Annotated in this window: 24 protein-coding genes and 1 pseudogene; 21 read left to right on the forward strand and 4 right to left on the reverse strand. The window is 41.0% G+C overall.

Annotation, left to right across the window (positions count from 1 at the left end):
- The first annotated feature begins 52 nt into the window (after positions 1–52).
- The 3 genes from speA to cysE are packed head-to-tail and all read left to right on the forward strand — an operon-like array spanning position 53 to position 2740.
- Positions 53–1900 carry an arginine decarboxylase gene (speA, locus tag ACWIUD_RS06170; RefSeq protein WP_454147707.1) on the forward strand — a complete coding sequence of 616 codons (1848 nt, stop codon included), beginning with the start codon at positions 53–55 and terminating at the stop codon, positions 1898–1900.
- Entirely contained in the window at positions 1890–2030 is a 141-nt protein-coding gene (locus tag ACWIUD_RS06175; RefSeq protein WP_454147709.1) for a hypothetical protein, read from the forward strand. Before speA ends, ACWIUD_RS06175 begins: the two co-directional genes overlap by 11 nt.
- On the forward strand, positions 2027–2740 hold the full coding sequence (gene cysE, locus ACWIUD_RS06180) for a serine O-acetyltransferase (RefSeq protein ID WP_454147711.1): 714 nt from the start codon (positions 2027–2029) through the stop codon (positions 2738–2740). Before ACWIUD_RS06175 ends, cysE begins: the two co-directional genes overlap by 4 nt.
- A gap of 90 nt (positions 2741–2830) precedes the next feature.
- On the opposite strand, the gene ACWIUD_RS06185 is transcribed toward cysE, so the two are convergent.
- Positions 2831–3010 (reverse strand): hypothetical protein, encoded by a 180-nt coding sequence (locus ACWIUD_RS06185; RefSeq protein ID WP_454147713.1) that lies wholly within the window; start codon positions 3008–3010, stop codon positions 2831–2833.
- A 27-nt stretch (positions 3011–3037) separates the two neighbouring features.
- Here ACWIUD_RS06185 and ACWIUD_RS06190 point away from each other — a divergent pair, with 27 nt between their 5' ends.
- The 5 genes from ACWIUD_RS06190 to ACWIUD_RS06210 all read left to right on the forward strand — a co-directional run bounded on the left by ACWIUD_RS06190 (position 3038) and on the right by ACWIUD_RS06210 (position 7392).
- Positions 3038–3379 (forward strand): hypothetical protein, encoded by a 342-nt coding sequence (locus ACWIUD_RS06190; RefSeq protein ID WP_454147715.1) that lies wholly within the window; start codon positions 3038–3040, stop codon positions 3377–3379.
- A gap of 60 nt (positions 3380–3439) precedes the next feature.
- Positions 3440–5098 carry a DNA primase gene (gene dnaG, locus ACWIUD_RS06195; RefSeq protein ID WP_454147965.1) on the forward strand — a complete coding sequence of 553 codons (1659 nt, stop codon included), beginning with the start codon at positions 3440–3442 and terminating at the stop codon, positions 5096–5098.
- Positions 5082–5702 (forward strand): phosphatase PAP2 family protein, encoded by a 621-nt coding sequence (locus ACWIUD_RS06200; protein ID WP_454147717.1) that lies wholly within the window; start codon positions 5082–5084, stop codon positions 5700–5702. The genes dnaG and ACWIUD_RS06200 overlap by 17 nt, the downstream gene beginning before the upstream one ends.
- Positions 5703–5717: 15 nt before the next feature.
- Positions 5718–6185, forward strand: coding sequence for a cyclic pyranopterin monophosphate synthase MoaC (moaC, locus tag ACWIUD_RS06205; protein WP_454147719.1), 468 nt, complete (start codon positions 5718–5720; stop codon positions 6183–6185).
- Positions 6186–6291: 106 nt separating this feature from the next.
- The gene (locus ACWIUD_RS06210; protein ID WP_454147721.1) at positions 6292–7392 is read left to right on the forward strand and encodes a hypothetical protein; all 1101 of its coding nucleotides are present in this window, start codon (positions 6292–6294) and stop codon (positions 7390–7392) included.
- Here the strand turns inward: ACWIUD_RS06210 and ACWIUD_RS06215 are convergent.
- Entirely contained in the window at positions 7381–7554 is a 174-nt protein-coding gene (locus ACWIUD_RS06215) for a hypothetical protein (RefSeq protein WP_454147723.1), read from the reverse strand. The genes ACWIUD_RS06210 and ACWIUD_RS06215 overlap by 12 nt on opposite strands.
- A 196-nt stretch (positions 7555–7750) precedes the next feature.
- On the opposite strand from ACWIUD_RS06215, the gene ACWIUD_RS06220 reads away from it, so the two are divergent.
- The 9 genes from ACWIUD_RS06220 to ACWIUD_RS06260 all read left to right on the forward strand — a co-directional run bounded on the left by ACWIUD_RS06220 (position 7751) and on the right by ACWIUD_RS06260 (position 15237).
- On the forward strand, positions 7751–9136 hold the full coding sequence (locus tag ACWIUD_RS06220) for a TolC family protein (RefSeq protein ID WP_454147725.1): 1386 nt from the start codon (positions 7751–7753) through the stop codon (positions 9134–9136).
- Positions 9137–9164: 28 nt separating this feature from the next.
- The gene (locus ACWIUD_RS06225; protein ID WP_454147727.1) at positions 9165–9908 is read left to right on the forward strand and encodes an efflux RND transporter periplasmic adaptor subunit; all 744 of its coding nucleotides are present in this window, start codon (positions 9165–9167) and stop codon (positions 9906–9908) included.
- Between the two features lie 11 nt (positions 9909–9919).
- The gene (locus ACWIUD_RS06230) at positions 9920–10153 is read left to right on the forward strand and encodes a hypothetical protein (protein WP_454147729.1); all 234 of its coding nucleotides are present in this window, start codon (positions 9920–9922) and stop codon (positions 10151–10153) included.
- A 20-nt stretch (positions 10154–10173) separates the two neighbouring features.
- Entirely contained in the window at positions 10174–13221 is a 3048-nt protein-coding gene (locus ACWIUD_RS06235; protein WP_454147731.1) for an efflux RND transporter permease subunit, read from the forward strand.
- 201 nt (positions 13222–13422) lie between these two features.
- Complete coding sequence (locus ACWIUD_RS06240; protein ID WP_454147733.1) at positions 13423–13641, forward strand: hypothetical protein; 219 nt, start codon at positions 13423–13425, stop codon at positions 13639–13641.
- Positions 13641–13901: a type II toxin-antitoxin system RelE family toxin gene (locus ACWIUD_RS06245; RefSeq protein WP_454147735.1), complete on the forward strand. Its 261-nt coding sequence runs from the start codon at positions 13641–13643 to the stop codon at positions 13899–13901. The genes ACWIUD_RS06240 and ACWIUD_RS06245 overlap by 1 nt, the downstream gene beginning before the upstream one ends.
- A gap of 3 nt (positions 13902–13904) precedes the next feature.
- Complete coding sequence (locus ACWIUD_RS06250) at positions 13905–14735, forward strand: tRNA (5-methylaminomethyl-2-thiouridine)(34)-methyltransferase MnmD (protein WP_454147737.1); 831 nt, start codon at positions 13905–13907, stop codon at positions 14733–14735.
- A 32-nt stretch (positions 14736–14767) separates the two neighbouring features.
- Positions 14768–14971, forward strand: a complete 204-nt coding sequence (locus ACWIUD_RS06255; protein ID WP_454147739.1) for a hypothetical protein — start codon at positions 14768–14770, stop codon at positions 14969–14971.
- Positions 14971–15237 carry a type II toxin-antitoxin system YafQ family toxin gene (locus ACWIUD_RS06260; RefSeq protein WP_454147741.1) on the forward strand — a complete coding sequence of 89 codons (267 nt, stop codon included), beginning with the start codon at positions 14971–14973 and terminating at the stop codon, positions 15235–15237. Before ACWIUD_RS06255 ends, ACWIUD_RS06260 begins: the two co-directional genes overlap by 1 nt.
- A 109-nt stretch (positions 15238–15346) precedes the next feature.
- On the opposite strand, the gene ACWIUD_RS06265 is transcribed toward ACWIUD_RS06260, so the two are convergent.
- Together ACWIUD_RS06265 and mltG are read right to left on the reverse strand one after the other, a co-directional pair.
- Positions 15347–16924, reverse strand: a complete 1578-nt coding sequence (locus ACWIUD_RS06265) for a lipid A deacylase LpxR family protein (protein WP_454147743.1) — start codon at positions 16922–16924, stop codon at positions 15347–15349.
- Positions 16924–17868, reverse strand: a complete 945-nt coding sequence (gene mltG, locus ACWIUD_RS06270; RefSeq protein WP_454147745.1) for an endolytic transglycosylase MltG — start codon at positions 17866–17868, stop codon at positions 16924–16926. The genes ACWIUD_RS06265 and mltG overlap by 1 nt, the downstream gene beginning before the upstream one ends.
- On the opposite strand from mltG, the gene ACWIUD_RS06275 reads away from it, so the two are divergent.
- The 4 genes and pseudogenes from ACWIUD_RS06275 (at position 17810) to ACWIUD_RS06290 (ending at position 23469) form a co-directional block, all read left to right on the forward strand.
- Positions 17810–20722 carry a YhdP family protein gene (locus ACWIUD_RS06275; RefSeq protein WP_454147747.1) on the forward strand — a complete coding sequence of 971 codons (2913 nt, stop codon included), beginning with the start codon at positions 17810–17812 and terminating at the stop codon, positions 20720–20722. The two genes, mltG and ACWIUD_RS06275, sit on opposite strands and share 59 nt — an antisense overlap.
- A 60-nt stretch (positions 20723–20782) precedes the next feature.
- Positions 20783–20902: pseudogene (locus ACWIUD_RS06280) on the forward strand (glycosyltransferase family A protein); the annotation flags it as partial.
- Between the two features lie 1450 nt (positions 20903–22352).
- Positions 22353–22631 (forward strand): hypothetical protein, encoded by a 279-nt coding sequence (locus tag ACWIUD_RS06285; protein ID WP_454147749.1) that lies wholly within the window; start codon positions 22353–22355, stop codon positions 22629–22631.
- The gene (locus ACWIUD_RS06290) at positions 22624–23469 is read left to right on the forward strand and encodes a thiamine-phosphate kinase (protein WP_454147751.1); all 846 of its coding nucleotides are present in this window, start codon (positions 22624–22626) and stop codon (positions 23467–23469) included. The genes ACWIUD_RS06285 and ACWIUD_RS06290 overlap by 8 nt, the downstream gene beginning before the upstream one ends.
- Positions 23470–23511: the final 42 nt, after the last annotated feature.

Consider the following 23511-nt stretch of genomic DNA (forward strand, 5'->3'; position numbering starts at 1 on the left):
TTAAATCTGCTATAATTCCGCTTTTTTAAGTTTAAACACAAGGACGGCGGAGATGTTTGACTACGGGATAAAGTTTTGGTCTAGAGATGATTTTGTCATCGAAGATGGCAAGGTAAAGATTGAAGAAAATAGAGACATTGCCATTATTGATATTGTGCGAAAAATCCGCGATGACGGCTATAAAGGTCCGCTTCTTATTCGCTTCCCGCATTTAATCAAAAAGCAACTAAACAAACTTTTTAGCTCGTTTAAAAGCTCCATTAAGCAGTATAAATACAAAGGCGCGTTCAAGGCGGTTTTCCCGCTCAAAGTCAATCAATTTCCAAACTTTGTCCTACCACTTGTGGAGGCGTCAATCGACAAGGACTACGGGCTAGAAGCAGGGAGTAAGGCGGAGTTAATTGTCGCTATGGCTTATACGAATTTAGGCTCACCTATCACAGTCAACGGATTCAAAGACAAAGAAATGATAAATTTGGGCTTTATCGCTTCAAATATGGGGCATAATATCACGCTGACTATTGAAGGGCTAAATGAATTGCAGACAATTATCGAAGTGGCAAAAGAAATGGGCGCACCATATCCAAATATCGGCATTAGGATTCGACTGCATTCGATGGGGAGCGGGATTTGGGCGAAGTCTGGCGGGATAAATGCCAAATTTGGGCTAACTTCAACAGAGCTTTTGGAGGCTGTGAATCTACTTAAAAAATCCAAACTTATTTCACAATTTTCGATGATTCACTTTCATATCGGCTCTCAGATTCGCGATATTTCGCCACTTAAAAAGGCACTGCGCGAGGCGGGGAACATTTATGCTGAGCTTCGCAAAATGGGCTGTGAAAACCTAAATATCGTAAATATCGGCGGAGGTTTGGCGGTAGAATACACGCAACACGAGGGGCTAAACAATCGCAATTACACACTTGATGAATTTAGTGGCGATGTGGTGTTTTCGCTAAAAGAAATTGCCAAAAACAAAAAAGAGCGCGAACCAGACATTTTCATCGAATCAGGGCGTTATATCGCCGCAAGTCACGCTGTGCTAGTTGCGCCTGTGTTGGAGCTATTTTCGCAAGAATACGATGAGCAGGCACTAAAACTTAAAAAAGACAAAAATCCAAAGTTAATCGATGAGCTGATGGATTTGTATAATAGCATTGATGAACGCCACGCTATGGAGTATTTGCACGATAGTTTAGACCATTTGGAGTCGCTTTTAACGCTTTTTGAGTTAGGATATATTGATTTGCAGGATAGAAGCAATGCGGAGATTTTGGTGCATTTGATTATCAAAAAAGTCATAGGCATTTTAAAGCACAAAAATCACAATGAGATTTTGCGAATCCAAGATGAGATTCAAGAGCGATATTTGCTAAATTGTAGCTTTTTTCAAAGCATACCAGATAGCTGGGGGCTAGGGCAGAATTTTCCCGTAATGCCACTTGATAAGCTAAACACGCGCCCAACACGAAGCGCAAGTCTTTGGGATATAACCTGCGATAGCGATGGCGAAATCAGCTTTGATAAAAATATGCCATTATTTTTGCACGATGTGGATATAAAAAATGATGAATATTTTTTGGGATTTTTTTTGGTGGGCGCGTATCAAGAAGTGCTTGGAATGAAGCACAATCTTTTCACGCACCCCACAGAATTTAGTGTGATTTTGGACGATGAAGAGGATAGCGGATATATCATCGAAAACCTGCTCCCTGCGCAAAATATATTAGATGTGCTTGATGATTTGGACTATGATACAAAGGACATTGAGCGAATCTTGCGCCAAAGGATTGATGAGAGCGAGTTTTTAAACGATGATGAGCGCAAAGAGATTTTGGGACAGCTTTATATAATGCTTAGCGAAAATGGCTATTTAAGGACGATTAGTGCGAAGTAGAACAATGTTCCAAATTCGTCATTCTGAGGGAGCGAAGCGACCGAAGAATCCAAAAAGAATCACTGAGATTTTGTGGATTTTTCGCTTCGCTCAAAATGACGATAGACTTAATAAAAGCGAGAAACTATGAATCTTTTTAGCCTTATCAAAGAGGATTTTCGCACGGTGCGCCACCGCGACCCTGCGTTTAATTCGACTATCGAGCTATTTTTCAACTATCCGGGGCTTTTTGCGCTTGTGAATCATCGCGTGGCGCACAGGCTTTATAATCGTGGATTTAAGGTTTTTGCGCGAATCATTATGGGATTTGTGCAGTTTGTGGCAAATATCGACATTCACCCTGCGGCAATCATCGGTAGGCGCGTGTTTATCGACCACGGAGTGGGCGTTGTCATCGGTGAGACGGCGATTTTAAAAGATGACATTACCATTTATCAAGGTGCGACTTTGGGAGGCGTGAGCTTGGAAAAAGTCAAACGCCACCCCACAATCGAAAATGGCGTGGTTATCGGCGCAGGTGCGAAAATTTTGGGCAATATCACAATCGGCGCAAACGCCAAAATCGGCGCAAATTCTGTCGTAATAAAGGACATTCCGCCCGATTCGACTGCCATAGGAATCCCTGCCAAAATTATCCAAAAAGGGCGTGAGCGCGAATCTAGCGCACAAAACAAACTGCCCGACATTGAAGCGCAAATGTTTAATTATCTGCTAAAAAAAATCGAGCTTTTAGAATGCCGTGTGAAGCTTGAGTGCAAGGATTTAGAGAAGTTAGAGGCAGAGCAAGAAAAGTTAGATAAATTCTACGAATCCTTTATCAAAACGATAAAGGATGCGTGATTTTTGATAAAATTTTGGATTGCCACACTCGCTTCGCTCGTTCGCAATGACGGGAAAATAATAATTCGCAGAATCTCGCAATGACGGAATTTAGTGTGGATTCTGCGATTTTCGTGCTAGATTCTGCGTTTTAGATTTTGCGAAAATATCATAGATTCTGCGAATTTCGCGTGAGATTCTGCGATTCTGCGAAAAAACGCCAAAAAACGCAGAATCTTGCAAAATCTTTTCAAAATTAGCATTTTTTAAAAATATGGGGTAAAATATCAAATCTATTTCAGCAAAAAAGGAAGTAAAATGACGACAAAAATGACAGATGAAAAATTCAAGCGTTCTTTTATGAAAGCGGGCGGATGGTTTATTTTATGCAGTTTGGAGGCGTTAATCAAATATGACAAAATAGAAATCATCGACAAAAAAGCACGGGCAAAACTCGTAAAAACGATAATCGACAACTACGGCAAGGAACTCTCCACCCTTGAATATCGCATAAAGCACACACGCAGAATCATTCGCGCCGGGCGATATAAAGAGGCGGTTGAGAAGGCGAAAAATTCTCAAAGTATCGCTCGCCTTTATCCAAACGCAAAGGAATTCGCCGAGTATTTGCTAGCAAAAATCGAAAAAGGCGAGTTGTAGAATGCGCTAGATTCTGCGAAAACGCAGAATCTGCTATCAAAAAAAGGGCGAATTTTGGCGATGATTGAGCGCGAATCGATTGAGCAATTAAAGCAAAGAGCGGACATTTATGAGATTGTAAGCCACTATGTAGAGCTTCGCCGAATAGGTGCAAATTACACAGCGTGCTGTCCATTTCACGATGAAAATACGCCGAGTTTCGTGGTAAATCCGCAACGCAATATTTTCAAATGCTTTGGCTGTGGCGAGGGCGGGGATTGCATTAGCTTTATAATGAAAATCGAAAATTTGACTTATACCGAAGCGGTTGAAAAACTTGCATATTTGTGTAATTTCACGCTAACTTATACCGACAAAAAACCGCTTGATTTTGGCGTGAATGAGAGCCTTTCAAAGATTGTAAGCTACTATCAAAATCTCTTGCGCCAAAATTCAAATATCTTGCAATATTTGCGCGATAGAGGCATTAGCGATGAATCTATTGCAAAATTCAAACTTGGTTTTAGTGGCGTGGGAGGGGATTTTATCGCATTTTTAAGGCGCAATCAAATGCCATTTGACAAATTGCTAGAAGTGGGCGTAATCGGGCGCGATTCAAATGATATAAATCGCTTTTTTGCAAGATTTAGTGGGCGCATTATGTTTCCTATATTTTCTACAAATGGCAAACCTGTGGGCTTTGGTGGGCGAATATTGAGCGGCGATGGCGCAAAATATATCAACTCACAGCAAAGCAAAATCTTTAACAAATCACGCCTTCTCTATGGCTACAATCTCGCACGGGAAGGCATTTTCAAAAAACACCAAATCATCATCACAGAGGGCTATATTGATGTGATTATGCTTCATCAAGCAGGATTTACAAACGCCGTTGCCACGCTAGGCACTGCGCTCACGCAATCGCACTTACCGCTTATCAGTCGGGGCGAAGTGGATATTTTGCTCTGCTATGATGGCGACAATGCAGGGATTAACGCGGCGTTTAAGGCGTCTTTGCTACTCGCAAATAAAAATGGTGGCGTGGTGATTTTTGAAAATGGCAAAGACCCCGCAGATATGGTGGTGGAGGGCAAAATCGCGGATTTAGAAAAGCTATTTTCCGCGCCTATACCATTTATCAAATTTGTCATTCAAACCATTGCGAATCGCTTTGATTTAGGCAATCCACTGCAAAAAGAGAGGGCGTTAAATGAGATTTTGGACTTTATGAAAAATCTATCCCCGCTTTTGCGCGATGAATACAAGGATTTTGTGGCAAATACGCTTCAAATCGCGCCACGATTGCTAAATTTGCGCAAAAATAGCAAAACTAGCGATTCAAATTCAAATGCGCCAAATCATAGATTTGCAAATCCATCAAATGCGGAGGAAATTTTGTTGAAGTCTATTTTGGAGGATAATGCGTTGCTTGAAATTGCGCTAGAATATTTAAGCGAGGGCATTTTCACGCATAAAGAGGCGTTTTTAGCCCTAAAACGCGGGGAATTAGAGCATAAAGATTTACTAGGAATCGCCATTGATGAGCATATCAAGGCACTAAATTATGCAGATTTTAAAGAACAAATGCGACTTTTTTTAATAAACGCCTACGCAAAAATGTTAGAAAAAGTCAAAACAAGTGGCGATTTGGGCGATAAAATAGAGCGCGTATTTGCGATAAATGGCAAAATCAATTTGCTAAAAAAAGGCACTTTGGTGCGATATGAAGAAAATTTATAAAAAAATCCTTTGTGTCGCGCTTTTGTGTGGCGCGATAAACTCCGCAAACGCCATAAATCACGCCAAAAATTTTGAGATTTATGGCGATATTATGCAGTTTCTCCCCGCATTTGTGGCGATTTATCCACTTGCTACGCAGGACTTTGAGGGGCTTGGGTGGCTTGCGCTTAGCACGGGGAGCGCGCTTGGGGCGACATTTATCATCAAATATAGCTTTTATGGTATCGCAAAGAAAAACCCAAACGCCGCGCGAATCTCGCAACGCCCAAATAACGGAGCATTTGAGGGCTTCCCTAGCGGACACACGGCAAGTGCGTTTGTCGCGGCGGGATTTGCGCAAAAGCGATATGGCAATGCGCTTGGGATTCCTTGCCTAATCCTTGCTTCGCTTACAGGGGCTTCGCGCGTGGTTGCCGAAAAGCACACGATTTTGCAAGTGCTTGGCGGGGCGATTTTGGGCTACACTTTGGGATATTTTATCACGCAAAGGGATTTGAGCGTGAATCTAATAGTGGGCGAATCAAAGCGCGATTTTATGGATTCGCATTTGGATTCGCGCACCAAATCGCACAATTATGCAATTCAAATAACTTATAGATTCTAAGTGAAAGGACAAACTATGCTAACTCATATCAACAAACACAAAAATCCTACAATGGTAGATGTTTCGGCGAAAAATATTACAGCGCGTGAAGCAGTGGCGCAGGGGCGAATCTCTATGAATGCGGAGGCGTTTGATGCGCTTAAAAACAACACAAACTCCAAAGGCTCTGTGATTGATACGGCGATTGTGGCAGCAATTATGGGAGCGAAAAAAACTAGTAGTTTTATCCCTATGTGCCACCCGCTTTTTTTAAGCAAAGTGGATTGCGAAGCGACTATGGACGCCACAAATCGCACGGTGATTTTTAGTGCGAAAGTCAAATGCGAGGGCAAAACGGGCGTGGAGATGGAGGCATTAAGTGCCGTAAGTATCGGGCTTCTAACGATTTATGATATGCTAAAAGCGGTGGATAAAAAAATGGTGATTTCAAATATCCGCCTGATTAGCAAAAGCGGTGGCAAAAGTGGTGATTTTCGGGTGTGAAATTCAAAACACGAATCCAAAAAATGCGTAGTAAATTTACGCTAAAATCAAGCGTATTTTCGCTATAATTTTGCACTTTTTAATCCTAAATTTTAAGAGGCTTGCTATGAAATATATTTTGATTTTCGCACTATTTCTTTGTGGCTGTGGAGTGCCAAATATCACAAACTCCAAAAGCGTAGAGCTAAAAGACTTTGAACCTTTAATCAAAGAAGCAATTTCGCAAGATGTGCCACAAGAATTGCGCTTTACGCCTAGCGACAATGATTCGGTGGCGTTTTATGATACACCGCAGGTAAAAATCCTAAATTTGCTTTTAGACTACCAAAAAGAGCATTTTGCCTTTAATGCGACATTAGAAAGATTAGCGCAAAGCGCAGAGCAAAAGGATTTTGTGAAATATTATCAAAACGCTCAACGAAGCATTTTGCTATTTGCGCTTGTGGGATACTATACAGGCGAATCTGATGGGCGAATGGATTATGCGGATTTTGTCAAAAATATAGATAGTTTTTTTGCAGAGCAAGGGCGAATGATTGAGGATTTGGGTGAATATTTTTTCACATTTATTGAAAATCAACAAAGTTCATCTGTTTGCATTGGACTGCCTTGCGGACACGAGACAGAAGCCGTAAATTTGAAATATATGGTTTTAAATCTACAAACAATAAGCAACAAAAGCAAATTGATGAAAATTTTTCAATACGGGCGCAGAGGATACAACAACTATCAAATGATAAAATCCGCAGCAGAAAATGAAGCGTGGAGCGATTTAAAAGGCAAAAATTTATTGGCGACAAAACCAACTCAAAAGCAAATAGATGATTTTGTAGGTGCATTTGAAATCGATGGCGCACCAAAGGCACTTGGCGCGTTTATGGAATTTTGGGTAGAAGCTTATTTGACTAGATTGTATTATGCTAAAAATGCCATAGCACTCGCAGTGCAAGATGATATAAAAGACATTGATGATTATGCGGTATGCGACATAAGCGCGTATTTGGATAGCAAATCCACCAAAGCCTGCAAGAATGCCATAAAACAAGAAATGACACAAATCGCAGCAGAGCTAAAATCATATATGGGTTTTCAAGCACTTTTTAACGATGGGCAAATGTGCGTGATGGTAAATAATGCTAAACTTATCACAAACGCCGACAACAAAAGCGTAGTTTGCACCGCGCTAAAAGAGGCATTAAAAGAATAGCGATTTATGTGAAAACTCTTGCAAAAATTTTATATAAACGGCAAAATCGCAGAAACTCACACGCAAAAACGCAGAATCTCGCAATGACGAAATAGGGGCAGATTCTGCGATTTTGGCGCGATTCGCACAAACTTCGCAGAATCTAGCGCAGAATCTAATCAAAAAAATAGCAGATTTTTTAAACCGCTAGTATAAAAAATTTGATTTGGTATTTTTGCGTTGTTTGGCGTAGATTCAGCGATTTTGGGTAATTTTTATAAGTTTATTTTAAGATAATTTTAAGTTTATTTTAATCTTTTTTGATTATGATTTCGCACTAATTTTTGCAAAAATTTCTAAAATATTTAAGGATAATTTGATGAAGCTAAAAATTATATTAGCGATTTTTGCGCTAAATGCGCTAAATGCCGCAAGTGATATTGAGATTACAAAAAGCGCAGAATCTAGCGCAGATTCTGCGATTTCATCTGTGATTGCATTTGAAGAAATGTTTGCGATAAATCCGCAAAATGAGATTAAAGATAGGCTAAATGACGAAGGCGAAGGCACTTTGGATTTAAAAAATTTGCTTTTAAAGGCAAAGCAAAACTACCAAATGCAAGCAAAAGATTTGGCGATTGAGCAAGCAAAAGCCACGCGGGACGCGGTTATTGGGCGATATTTGCCTAGCATTGATGTGGGGTATAATTTTGGTTTAGCGCACTCATATCCGCAAAACAAATGGGGCAAGGGATTGCAAACCCATCAGCTTCAAGCAAGTGCTTCGTGGGTGATTTTTGATGGGGCGGCGCGTGAATATAGTTTGCTTTCAAATAACGCTTTGCTTCGCGCTGCGATTGCCGATAAGGGTTATAGCGAAGAATCAATGTTTTTGCAAACGATTTCGCTTTATTATCAGTATTTTTCGCTAAAAGGGCAGATGATTGCAATGGAGCAGAAAAAAATCAATATCGCCGCAAATGTCGCGCGAATCGAGATTCTTTACAACGCGGGATTGCAACCTATTGACGCATTGGAGAGCCTAAAAGCAGAGTTTAGCAATACCGAATATCAATTAGAGACGATTCGCCTAAATTTGGAGCAAACCAAAATGCAACTCTCACTTTTGGCAAATGATGATGTGCAAAAGCTAAAACTTGTGGCGATTAAAACCCCTGCGGACAAAGAGATTCAAAGCCTAAATATCACAATGCAAGAAGAACAGGCTTTGAGTTTGGATTATCAAGCAGGGACGATTACATATTTTCCTACGATTTCGCTATTTGATACTTATTCGTGGAATTTTAAAAACAATGCCGAATCTATCTTGGGCGCGGGATATTTTTCGCAATATCCAAAGCAACAAAATGTCTTTGGCATAAGCGTTTCGTGGAATATTTTTAGCGGATTTACCACGAATCGCCAAAAAGAAGCGTTGAAATTATCTAGCCTTATGGTGTCCAAAAATATCGCTTATATGCGCGATGAGCAAAAAAACAATATCAAATTTTACAAAAAGTCCATTATCGCGGCGCAATCGCAAATCAACTCCGCAAAAGCCGCGCTAAAAAGTGCGACAACTTCATTTGAGACGATTTTGCAAAAATATCAAGCGCAATTAGTTAGCTATAATGACTATTTGGATTCGCTTATCGCCAAATACAACGCCGAATCTGTGTATATTCAAAGCCTAAATAACTTTGAATTGCAAAAGGCAAATTACATTTTTTATAGCGGACAAACGCTATTAGATTATATTGATTAAAGGTAAATTTTAAAATAAGGAGTAACAGATGAAAAAATTAGTATTTTTAGCGGGATTCGCGCTATTTTGTGCGAATCTATGGGCAGAGGAAGTTTATGCGACTTTTGTAAGCTATGGCGTAAAAGAGGCGAGTTTGAAACTCAACGCTTCTGGCATCGTAGATACAATCAATGTCGATGTCGGCGTTAAAGTCAAAAAAGGCGATGTGCTGTTAAAAATCAAAAATAGCACACAAATCGAAAATGTCAAAATGCAACAAGCCCAAGCGGACGCAAACGAGCAGACTTATTTATTTCAAAAAAGTCAGTTTGAGCGATACGAGCAAAGCAAAAGCGTTATTGACAAAAACACTTATGAGCAAATGTATGCGAATTTTAAAAGCACGGAAAATAACTATAAGACTTCATTAGCGTCCTTGCAACTGCAAAAAGAAATGCTAAATGATACTTATTTGAAAGCTCCATTTGATGGCGTGATTGCTACAAAAAATATCGAGTTAGGCGAGGGCGTAGCGCAAAATTCTACCGAGCTTTTTACGCTAATTAGCAATGAAGTAAAGATTGTGTTAGAGTTTGACTCCAAATACGCGGGGAAAGTCAAAGTCGGCGATGTTTATAATTTTTCGGTGGATAATGCCAAAAATAAGCAAAGTGCGACAATCACAAAGGTTTATCCAAGCATAGATTCGCAAACGCGCAAAATAAAGGCAGAAGCAAAAGTGCAAAATATGGTCTCTGGCGTATTTGGCGATGGATTTATCACTACAAAATAGGGGTGAATCTTATGACATTTTGTCATTCTGAAAGAGTGAAGCAAGTGCAGAATCTGGCAGTGTTTTGTCATTCTGAAAGAGCGAAGCGATTGAAGAATCTCAAAAAAACAATAGAGATTCTTCGCCTACGGCTCAGAATGACAATGTGGCGGGAGATTTTCGCAGAATCTAGCGCATTTTTCGCAATTTTCGCAGAATCTAGCGCAATTTTCGCGCGAATCGCAGAATCTGTAAAAACAAATTAAATTTTAAAAAGGATTAAAAAATGTATAAAATAGCAATCTCAAAGCCCATTTTGACGCTTGTATTTGGACTAATGCTACTATTTTTTGGGATTTTGGCACTTTTTCGCTTCCCTGTGTCGCTTTGGCCTGATATTGACTTCCCTGTGGCAGCGGTTGTTACGACTTATCCGGGCGCAAATGCCGAGACGATTGAGACAAAGGTGACAGACAAAGTCGAAGAGGCGTTAAGCGGGATTGATGGGATGGATAAAATCACTTCGATTACTTCGCAAAATGTCTCCCTTGTGATTGCAAACTTCGTGTTAGAAAAGGACAAGGCGGAGGCGATGAATGACTTGCGCGACAAGGTGGGTGCGATTCAATTTGATGATAGCAATATCAAAAATCCTATGGTGTTGAAGTTTGATAGCTCATCTACGCCGATTTTAAGCATTTTTGTAAGTAGTGATAAAGTCTCGCTCCCAGCGCTTATGCGAACCGCAGATGAAGTTGTAAAGCCAAAATTAGAGCGCATAGCAGGTGTAGCAGGGACAAATGCGATTGGCTATCGCAACAGGGCAGTGCGAATCCAGCCAAATGTCGCACTTATGAATAAATATGGCATAACCTACGCGCAACTCTCGCAAATCATCGCACAAGAAAATATCGAAATAAGCGGTGGCAAGGTTAAGACAGATTCAAAAGAATGGGTTGTGACAATCGATGCAAACGCCAAAAGTGTGGCGGATTTAGAGCAGATTCGCATCACAAATAATCTCAAACTTGGTGATATTGCGGAGGTTAGCGACTTTATAAACGAAGATACGACTTTTGCAAAGGTAAATGGCAAAAGGGGCGTGATTTTTGAGGTGCAAAAACTCGCAGGGCAAAATGACATCGCCATCGCACAAAGCGTGCATAAGATTTTGCCCGAATTGCAAGAGCAGTTAAAGGACTATGAGATTGAGGTTTTGCGAGATTCTACGACTTATATTCAGCACTCAATCGATGAGGTGAAATTTGACTTGCTTTTGGGGGCGATTTTGGCGACTTCGATTGTGTTTTTATTTTTGCGAAGTTTTACAATGACTATCGTTGCGGCGGTTTCTTTACCTATCTCAATCATCGGCACTTTTGCGGTGGTGCAAGGTATGGGGCAGAGTTTAAATATGCTTGTGATGATTGCGCTAACTTTGGCGATTGGGATAATTATTGATGATGCCATCGTTGTCATCGAAAATATTCATAAAAAGCTAGAAAAAGGAATGCCAAGGTTAGAGGCGGCGTATGAGGGGGTTAAAGAGATTGGCTTTGCGATAATTGCGATTTCAGCAATGCTTTTGGCGGTGTTTGTGCCGATTGCTACGATGGGCGAGATTATCGGGCGCATTATGCAAAGCTTCGCGCTATCCGTTGTTGCGGCGATTGTGATTTCGTATTTTGTTGTCGTTACGATAATCCCTACGATTAGTTCGCTTGTGGTTAGCACGAAGCAAAGTAGATTTTATATCGCAACAGAGCCATTTTTCAGGCGAATCGACAAGCTCTACATTCAAAGCGTTAGCGTGGCAATCAAATATAAATTTTGGACGATTCTTGCTACGGCGATATTTTTCGCGCTATCCTTGCTTCTAATCTCGCGACTTGGATTTAACTTTATGAGTAGCGAGGATATGGGCGAGTTTAATATATTTATTGAGACAAAGCCGGGCATTACGCTTGAAGCGATGCAAGGCGAAGTGGAGAAGATTTATAGCGAAGTGGCGCAAGATTCTGCGGTAGATTCAGCGAGTGAGCAAATCGGCTATAATAGTCTTAAAAATCCCTTCCGCGCGAAAATCTATGTGAAGCTCGTAGATAAAGATAAGAGAGATAGGACGCAGTTTGAAGTGATGAGCGATTTACGAAAAAAGCTGCGTGAGAAATTCTCGCATTTGCAAATCTCAATCGCTGAGATTTCTACGATGGGTGGCGGTCCAAACTCGCCTTTGCAAGTCATTATCAAAGGCGATAATCAAGACAAAGTCACAGAATCTGCCGATAAATTAGTCGCAATGCTTCGTGGCGTGAAAGGCATTACCGATGTGCGAACCGATACGCCCGATTACGCGCCTGAATATCGCATAAATATTTTGCGACAAAACGCAAACCGCGCAAATGTCTCCGCACAAAGCATTGGACGCGCGATAAATGCGGCGTTTTCAGGGGAGAGCACGATTTCATATTATCGCGAGAATGCAAAAGAATACGACATTTTGCTTCGTGTGCCAGATGATGAGCGAAAGAAATTAGAGGATTTGCGCTTTTTGCAAATCCCAAATGCAAGGGGCGAAATGGTATTTATCGATGGACTGATTGAAATCAAAGAAACTTCGCTCCCTAGCTCGATTAAGCGATATGATAGAGAGCGAAGTATCACAATCTATGGCAATATCAATCAAAATGATAACAACCTAAATGCGATTTTGCAAGAGATGAGTGAGCGCAAAAGCGAGTGGCTAGTGGATGGCACAAACTACACGCTTGATGGCGAGGCAAAATACGCCAAGCAAACAATCGAGCAGATTGTCATCGCCATTGCTACGGCGTTTATTTTGATTTATTTAATTTTGGCGGCGTTGTATGAATCGCTAGTGCAGCCAATAATTATAATGATAACGCTCCCGCTGTCCTTTTCAGGGGCGTTTATTGGACTTTGGATTACAGGCAATGGACTTACGATGTTTGGGCTAATTGGGCTGATGGTTTTGATGGGCGTGGTGGGTAAAAATGCGACTTTGATTATCGATATGGCAAATGAGTTTCGCAATAAAGGCAAGGGCGTGGATGAAGCGATTATCCTAGCGGGTGAATCGCGCCTACGCCCGATTTTGATGACTGTGCTTGCGATGGTGTTTGGTATGCTACCTTTGGCGATTTCGACAGGTGCGGGGAGTGCGATGAAGTATCCCATCGGCATTTCGATGATTGGGGGGCTAATCGTATCGATGTTTTTAAGTTTGCTAGCCGTCCCTGCGTTTTATAAGATTATGGTGCCAATCGATGACTTTGTGCGAAGTTTCTATGCGAAAAATCTAAAATTTAAGTAGGGGGCGCGTTGTCTCTTTGGCGATAAATCGGGGAGACTTGTTGTTCGCTTCGTTGATGAACCATTAGTTCTATCGCCTCGCTCACAACCGCGCAACCCCGATTTCTCATCCAAAATACTTCCGCGCAAGTCGGTTATATTTTTTTGGATTCGTAGAATCTAATGTGCTATAATTTCACGCAAAAATCACAAGGGGTGCGAAATGAGCGTAGTTTTAGACTTGCCACAAGATTTGCAGGACGCATATACTTTTTTTGCCAAAGAGCAAGATATCTCCAAAGAAAAACTTATGCAAAAGGCGTTAGAGGCGTATTTGGAGGATTTAGAGGATTTGGTGTTGGCACTGCAAGGGCGAAAAGATAGATTGCAAGGCGATAGCGGGATAGAAGCTAATGAATTTTACGCTAAAATAGGCATTTAATGCGCTTTATCTACTCCAAAAATGCGCAAAAGCAGTTTAAAAAATTAGATATTGCCACACAAAAGCGTATAAAAAACTACACGCAAGAGTTGCAAACGCTAGATAATCCACGCGCTAGGGGAAAGTCGTTAGCTGGGGATTTGAGCGGATTTTGGCGGTATCGCGTGGGTGATTATCGCATAATATGCGAGATTATCGATAGTGAGCTAGTGATTTATGCCATTTGCATAGCGCATAGAAGCAAGGCGTATAAGGGCTAATCCTTGCAAACTCAATCTTTGCAAACGCAATTTTTAAAAACCAAAGATGGCTCTTTTAGCCTATATAGCGAGAAATACGGCGATTTTTATCATAGCACAAAGGACGGCGCGATATTAGAGACGCTTTATAAGCACATAATCCCCACATTTGCGCTAACGCAGAATTTGGATTCTGCGAAAGATTCTGCAATATTAGATTCTGCGAATCGCGCTAAAAACGCAGAATCTACGCTAGATTCTGCGAATTTGCGTGATTCTGCGCCACAAAATCCCATAAAAATCCTAGATATTTGCTTTGGGCTTGGATACAACGCACTTTTTTCACTTGCCTTTGCCAAAAAGTGCGGGATTGCCGTTAAAATCTACTCCGTTGAGTTGCACTTGCTTGAAACGCTTCGAGATTTTGCCTATCCAAAAATCTTGCTTTATTATTTGCCTTTGCGCGAAATTTTAGATTCGCTATTTTTGCGTGGAGCGTGGGAGAGCGAAAATCTATCGCTTTATCTACACAAAGGCGATGCGAAAATTTATTTGCAAAATCTAGCCGATTCTACGCCAAATGCCTTTGATATCATCTATCAAGACGCTTTTAGCCCCACCAAAAACGCCGAGCTGTGGGATAAATCACACTTTCAAAATCTACACACGCTTCTAAAAAATCACGGCGCAATTAGCACTTATTCAAGCAACAAAAAAATCCGCCAAACCTGCCAAAGCGTGGGATTTGAAGTCTATGATATGAAATGCGGGAGCTTAAAAAACGGCACGATTTTAGCTAAATCGCAGAATCTCCCCAAAATTCAAAGCATTTTTTTGCAAAAAATCACGCTATAATTTCGCCTAAATTTTTAAAAAAAGGACGCAAAATGACTATCGTAGTGGAAAATGCCGACAAAGATTTGGTAAAAATCATCAAACACATCGCAAAGCTAGGCAAGGCGAAGGTAAAGCCGATGCGCGAAAAAGGCATAGATAGGGCGATTAAAGAATATGAGCGAGAAAAAGATACGCTTAAAACCTATAAAAATTTTGATGAATTTGAAAAAGATTTGTTTGAAAAGAATGCTTGATGTATATCTTTAAACCCACTTCACGCTTTAAAAGGCAGTATAAAAAATTGAGCGATGATGATAAAGTGCGCGCAAAAGCAGTGATTGACAAACTCTTAAACGATGAAATATTAGACGCAAAGCACAAAGACCACAAGCTAACAGGGCAGTATGAGGGATTTAGAGAGTGCCACATAAAGCCAGATTTATTGCTAATTTACAAAAAAGAAAAGCGCGTTTTAATCTTAACTTGCCTTGCGATTGGTTCGCATAGCGATTTATTTTAGATTCTGCGAAAGGTAATAATTCGCAGAATCTCGCCCGTTTTTTGCACGAATTCGCAGAATCTCGCACATTTTTCGCACGAAATCGCAGAATCTCGCCCATTCGCAGAATCTAAAACATTATCTCCAAGCGAATCGAGCCGTATTTGTGCTGCCTTATTTGCCCCCTAAATCGCTTTGATTGATTACTCCAAACATACCCCAAAGAGACATATTTCCACCCAATCATCGCGCCTAGCTCAGCTTCATACAAAAATCGCTCTAATTTCACGCCACTTTTTGCGCCACCAAACGAGTTGCCCTCTATAAACATATCGCGCCCCACGATGCTCCCACTTGCGCCAAAAAATACATAGACTTTTAGTCCGTCACCTGCGATATTTTGGGCGATTTTTGAGTGTAGTTTTTGCAATCCAAAGTCATTTTTTATCCCATATCCCAAGCGAAATTTTGCCCCCGCATTTATCGCAGTGCGCGCATTTCCAAGCGAAATTTGAAAATGTGGCAACACATCAAAAAAATCCTCAATAAACACCCACCGCCAAATAAATCCATAATGAAAGTTAAACAAAAATTCATTTTTTAGCGCGCGATAATCCCATCCTTTGTAAATGCGATTATTTGTCAGCGCGTGGATGGCACTTTGCGTCTCTTTGCCAAGCGCAAGTGGTCCTGCCACGCCCAAATCTATGCTAAATTGCTCCATAAAATCCCGCGTTCGGCTCACAAATGAGAGATTTGCGTAAAGTCCCGCGCCAAAGAGCAAATCATCATTTGCCACAACGCTATCGTAGTTTGCCTTGCTTGGCGTGTGTAACTCTTGATTTAGCGAGAGAAAAAAGCGCGTGAAATGCTTGTCGTAGAGGTGCGAAAATCCCGCGATATAATTTAGCGCAGAATCTGCAAATTCCGGACTTAAATAACTCACAAAATGCCCGCCCGTGTAATATCTATCGCTTTTTATGAATGGCTCGAAATATGCGTCATTTTCGCTAACGATATTTATGGCGTGGTTTTTGTTTGGGGTAAATTCGTCGGCGTGGGTAAAAATTAGAAAACAAAGTAGCAGTATTGTCGTTCTAATCGAAACGCAGTGAAGCAAAGAAATCACATTAGATTCGTCATTGCGAGGCGATTTATCGCCGAAGCAATCCACATTTAGATTCTGCGATTTTGGGGTAGATTCTGCGTTTTTTGTATTTTTTTCGCTAGATTCTGCGATTTTCGTGTGATTCGCAGAATCTGCCAAATTTTCGTCATTTTGTTTTTTAGATTCGCTTGAATCTTTTCGCAAAAGGGCTGCACCCCCCGCCCCGCTCCCCCTACGCGCCAAAAGCTCACGCTTTTCGCTTTTAGGGGGAGTGCCTCGCTTATCCGCTTCTAGCAAAAAATCGGCACTCGCACTACTGCTCGTTTGCTTCCGATTTTTTGCACCACGAAGCGGGCGAGTTTCGGTGCTTCGCACAGATTTGATTTCATTAGATTCTGCGTTCGCAGAATCTTGGATTGCCACGCTCGCTTCGCTCACTCGCAATGACGGCGTTTTTTGCCTATAAAACAATTCTAGTATTTGCGGTGGAGGTTTTGTATTTGTAAAAATTTTAGGGTGTGAGACTAGACTAGCGGTCTGCGAACGCCCTAAAATTTTTACAAATGCGAAAAATGCACCCAAAGACGAATTGCTTTTCATTAGAAATTGCTCTTGTGCTCTTTATAAGTTTTACTAAATGTATGCCTCCCCGTGCTTCTATCGCGGACAAAGTAAAGATAATCCACATTCGCAGGGCGAATCGTAGCCAAAATCGCATCTAAACTCGCGCTCCCCACAGGATAAGGCGGAATCCCGCGATTTAGGTAAGTATTATACACGCTTTTATCCCCGCGAATCCGCTCGGGCGTAACTTTTGAGTGCGAAAATTTGCCATAATTTAGCGAGCCATCCATTTGAAGTGGCATTTTTGCCTTTATGCGATTGAAAATCACGGCAGAGACTAGGGGCATTTCATCGATACTTGCGGCTTCTTTTTGCACGATTGAGGCAATCGTTACGAAGTTAAACCATTGCTTTTCATCATATCGCCCCAAAATTTTTATCGCATTTTTCTTATGCTCCCGCATTGACTGCGAAATGAGATGATTCATCAAATAGCGCGGACCAATTTCAAGCGGGACTTTGTAAGTATTTGGATAAATCACGCCATCAGGATATTTTGCAAATTCATTATATGCGTCCCAAAGTGCTTGTTTGTCAAGTCCCAAAACTTCATTGATATGCTCGATAAAAAAGTGCATAGTCTCCCCGGGGACTAGCGTGATTGTCTTTAAGGCAGCTTTGTTTGTGGTTAGCTGATATAAAAAACTACCCTTTGTAGTCGTGCGATTTAGCGCATCGCTAGGCGCAATCTCAATCCACCCGCTTTGCGGATGCCCAAAAAATCGCAACAAAAATTTATCAAATCGATTTATATCTAAATTATTTCTTTTAAAATGTGCTATAATTGCACTAACATCGCCTCTTGGCACATTTATGACGCTAGGATATGATGATTCCAAACTTAGATAATAAAAAAGTGATATGAAAAAAAACGCCAAAGCATTAAAAAAAATATATAGTAAAGTCGCAATTTTACTCATTGTCGTGCTGTGTTGCTCCCTTGTTTATAAAGTTTTGAGCGATGGATTCAAAATCGATAATCTATCAATCGCAAACATAAAAATTAGCGGATTATACCTAAAATTAGACAAAAAGTTAATTTTAGAAATAAGGCAAATTGACATCGCAAAAAAGGCAGATTCAGCGAAAAATGCGAATAAATCGCCCGATTCTGCGCCAAAGATTAGCGATATTACGCAAACCATACATTACGCAATCGCCCTTTCATCATTCTTTCAAAAGTTAGATTTAGCGCGGATAAATTACGATGGCGAGCGGTATTTCGTCCGCTTTGATGGTGATTCATTTCGTGTGAATGTGCCGTATATTTTGGCGGATTTTGCACTAAATAACGATGGTGGCGACATTTTGCTAAATATCAAGGTGCTGAAAGTCAAACAGCAAGATTTAATCATCAAAGGGCGCATTTTGTATTTACAGCGGGGCGGAATCTTTGCCTTTGATTTGGATAGTTATATCAATAATCGCGTGGATAATGTGATAAGTTTTCAAGGCGAGACGAATCTAAAATACCTAAATATTGCCCTAGATTCTGCGAAGTTAAGTAGCATTGAGATTTTAGCACCTTATATTAAAATGGCGGATTTGGATGTTTATGAGTGGATGTATGAACGCTCGAAATATAGCGCAGTTACGATAAATCGCGCATATCTTTATGCCAAAAATTTGGATTTGAAAAATATCGATAGAGTGATAAATGATAATCTTTATGCCGATGGGATTTTAGAAAATGTTAAGTTAAATTTCGATGATAATTTAGCGCATATTACCGCGCAAAAAGTCGCTGTCCGCTTTAAAAATGGCAAACTTAGTTTCGCGCTAAAAGATGGCATTTATGGCGCAGAATCTAAATTCGCAGAATCTAGCGTAGATTCAGCGAAAAATGCGACAGATTCGGCGAATCTTGTCATTTTGAGCGAAGCGAAAAATCTCACAAATTCAGCGAAAAATCTCAAAGATTCAGCGAATCAAAGGCGAGATTCAGCGAAAAATGCGCCGACTTCTCCCACCAAAATCTCAAATGCCATTGTTGAAATAAGCGATTTTTTCGCCCCGCAGACACTTTTGCAAATCAATCTAAACCTAAACAAAACGCTATTAGATAAAAATATTTTGGAGATTTTGGAGAATTATGAAGTGCCACTGCCTTTGCGACAAATAAGTGGCAAAAATAGTGGCGAACTAATCCTTGATATTTTACTGCCTAGCGGGGATTTGGAGGTTAAGGCAAGGGCAAAAGGCGAGATAAAAATCGCAAATTCTACCTTTGAAATCGCAAAGGCAAAAATCAGCATAGATTCTGCGAAAATCTCGCTAGATGGGGATAAAATCGAGTTAGATTCTGCGAATGTGAAATTTGGCGAGATATTGCAGAGCGACTTAAAAATGCGAATGGACGCGGATAAAAAAACGGCGATTTTTAGTGCTACCCCACGCAAATTGCAACTTAAAAGCGGGGAGGATGATATTTTAAATCTTAACAAAGTCGCACTTACCGCAAATATGGACTTTAATGAAGGCACATTTATCCAAATCGCCCCGCTTGGCGTGACAATCGACTTCATTGATGAAATTGCCATTAGCGCAAATCTTTCAAATTTATTGCCTTATGCGCCTTTGCTTACAAAATTAGACTTTAAAAATGGCGATTTATCGCTAAAAATCCCGCAAGATTCTGCGCCAATCTCGCTAAATGCCACGCTAAATAATCTAAACTATCCCATCTATCACGCAAACAAAACCCGCCTAACTTCGCTAAAAATCGAAGGCAAAATTTCTAGCGATGAGATATTTTTGAGCGATAGCGCAAATAAAATCGCCCTAAAATTCGCCCTTGAAGGCAAGGATATCGATTTAAATATCAGTGATAAAATCATAAATGTAAATGAGATTTTGGAGTCAAAAATCCCGCTCTTTGCCGAGATATTCGCTGAATCTAGCGTAGATTCGGCGAAAAATGCGAAAGATTTGGCGAATCAACGGCACGATTCAGCGAACAAAAATCAAAAAAACCCCCTAAATATTCTACTTGAAGGGCAAAATCTAAACATTGCACTTTTTGATTTTCAAATCCCATTTGATGAAGCGATGCTAAAAACCACAAAAAGCGGATTTATCGCCAATGGACGCAATAAAAACGGCATTGCAAATATCATTTTGAGCGATGATAGATTGCAAGTGGAGGCGAATAATTTTAGCGCGAATTTCATAAACGGCGTCTTTGGCAAGGATATGGTGAGTGGCGGGACATTTGGCGTGTTTGGGATTTATCAAAAAAATCGCTTTGTAGGCGATATAAGTGCGTATGATACGACAATAAAAGAGATGGCGACTTTGCAAAATATCCTAACTTTTATTGATACCATCCCATCCTTGCTTGTTTTCAAACTGCCCGGATTTAGCGCGAGTGGATATGAGATAGATGAAGCAAATGTCCGTGTGGGCGTGGATAGCGAGTATCTTGCGCTAGAAAATATCGCAATTCAGGGCAGTTCGGTAGATATTAGCGGCAATGGCGTGGTGGATTTGAAAACGCAAGATTTAAATATCCGCCTTGAACTCTCCACCATAAAATCATTAAGTTCGATTCTAAATAAAATCCCAATCATCGGGTTTTTGCTACTTGGCGAAGATGGGAAAATCAGCACGGATTTGACGATTAAAGGCACTTTGGAAAATCCAAAAACAGAAATTTCGCTATTAGAAGACACCGCAAAAGCACCGATAAATATCCTAAAACGCGTCTTTTCGCCATTTCAAATCTTAATTGATGAACTCAAAAAAGAAAATAAAAGACGGCGAGGCGCGAGGTAAGGCGTGAATCTTGCAAATGCAAAATGTGGCAATGTGAGTGGCGAATCTAACGCACCCAAAATTGGAGTCGTGATACCTATCTATAATGTCGCGCCGTATTTGCGTGAGTGCTTGGATTCGGTCCTCGCACAAACTTATGGTAATTTTGAAGTGTGCTTGGTAAATGACGGCAGCACGGATTTTGCGGAATCTAGCACCAAAAGCGACTCGCGCGGAAGTATTTTGGATGAGAAATCGTGGTTGTGTAGCCACGAGCAAGGAAATAAGACTGATTTGTCTATTGACGAAGCGAGTGGCAAACTCCCCGATTTTTCGCCAAAAGACAACGCGCAAATAAGCGAAAGTTTAAAAATTGCGCTAGATTATGTCGCAAAGGATGAGCGATTCGTGCTGATTGACAAGGAAAATGGAGGATTAAGTAGCGCAAGAAATGCAGGGATTTCTTATTTTGCTAATTCGCTTGGGGGCAATTTGTCTTTAGAGAAGCATTCCGCAGATTTTGAGATTTTCGGGGCATCGCAGACCGCTAGTCTAGTCTCTGCCCCAAAAATCTCAAAAAACCACGAAAGCCATCCCGAAAATCCTTCCGTTGTTTTAAATGCAAATCTAAACGCACCCACTTCGTCGTTTCGAGGCGAATCGCAGGATTTGCCGAAGCAATCCACAGGATTTGCGAACGAAGTGAAGCAAGTATCCAAAGTTTCCCCCTCCCTTGCGCTAGGGTGGTGCAGGGGATGGGTAATTTCTCCACAAATGACTTTTTACACCCACCCAAATCGCGCGAATCTAACCCCACCAAAAATCGACTACATTATCTTTTTAGACTCCGATGACTTTTGGGATAGTGATTTGCTTGAAAAATGCGTAGATTCTGCGATTTACACAAATTTCGCAGAATCTAATTCGCAAAATACCCACCCCCTAGCCCCCTCCGCAAGTGAGGGGGGACAAAAGGCAAAACTCTCCGCAAGGGAGGGGGGAGATTTGCAAAAGCAATCCACGCCAAATTATCATATCGAGCAAAGCGAAATATCTCAAAATATCTCAAATAAAAGAAATGTTTCGCCTACAACTCAAAATGACAATGTAAATTTCGCAAAATCCCCCGATATCATTTGGTTTGGGTTTAAACCTTTTGGTGGGGATAAAATAGACCCGCTTACTTGCTTTGCGCTTTCGCACGCGACAAAACTCACAGCGCAAGAGTGGTTAGATAAAGCACAGAGCGCGGGGCTAGGGCAGTTTTGGTTTAGCTGGCAGGGGATGATTGACTTTCGGTTTTTATGTGAAAAAAATCTGCGATTTTTGGAGGGCGCAATTTATGAGGATGAACTCTTTGGAGTGCAGATTTTCTCGCAGAGTGGGGCGATTGTCGCATTGCCAAAGAAGCTTTATAATTACCGCATTAGAGAAAATAGTATCGCTTCACACAATGCGAAATTACCGCCTTTTGCGGGGCATTTGCGTGAGTATTTTAGCGCAGAATCTCGCGCGTTGGCTTATTTTCGCGCTAGTAGCTTTGCAAAAATTTTGATAGAATTTATAAAATTCGCTGATTTGCAAACACAAAAAGTCGCACAAACGCAAACAATCGCGCAAACGCAAAAAGTCGTGCTGGGGGGGGGGCAAAATGAGCTTTGCAAGCGCGCTTAAAAGCGCATTTTTACCCACGCTTTTTGCTAGAAGCTGTGATATTTTGGCATTTAAAAGCGACCCTTATGCCTTAAAATCGCGCGTAGTGGGGATTTTGAGCGCACATAAAAAATACTCCATTTTGCTAAATTTCATCGCCAAAATCCCGCACACTCGCATTCGCTACGCAATTTTTTTATTATATTTCGCGCCAAATCTCGTGGCACTTCGAGCGAAAAACCGCCTAAAAAAGGCACTTGGGATTATGCGTGGATAGGGAAGCAAAATTTATCGCTAAATTGCAAGCGCAAAAAATCACGCGCTTTATCGGCGATGATGGCGCGGTGGTGGGTAGATTCGTCTATGCGATGGATTTGTTTTGCGAGGGAGTGCATTTTAAAATCCCGCATTTTAGCTATTACCAAATCGCGCAAAAGGCGTTGCTTGTGAATATCAGCGACATTTTGGCGATGGGTGCAAAGCCAAAATACGCACTTTTAGGCATTTCGCTTGGCAAATCTATGAGTGGCGCGGACATTGATGAGCTAAATAAAGGTTTTAGCGCGGTGTGTAGGGCATTTGACATAAAAATCATCGGGGGCGATACGATTAAAAGCCACAAGCTAAATATCGCCGTTACGATGATTGGCGAAGTGCGAAAAAAGCCTATTTTGCGGAGTGGATTTAGGGTAGGCGATTTGCTTTTTCACACTCAAACGCGTGGAAATCCGCTTGGACGCGCTATAAAAGATATGCGATATTTGTATAGGGGCGGGAAAATCGCGCGTGGCTCGAAGTTTTACGCGCCTACGCTTCACGCGAAATTTATAAGCGACATTTTGGATTTTGTGCGCGGGGGAATGGATATTTCAGATGGGCTTTTCAATGAACTAAATCGCATTTCTGCGCTAAATCGCGTGGGTTTTAGATTTTTTGAACGTATGAATCGCGCAAATGCCGTAAGTGGCGAGGAATATGAATTTTTATTTTCGATTCGCAAGAGCGATGAGCGAAAACTGCGACTAATCGCGCAAAAAAATCGCGTGAATCTTGTGAAAATAGCGAATTTGGTGCGTGAAAAAGCACGATTTCACTGCATTTCGTGGCATAAATAAAGGCGTGTGATTTTGGCGTGAATCGTGCGCTAGATTCAGCGA

Source organism: Helicobacter sp. 23-1044, assembly GCF_053654695.1.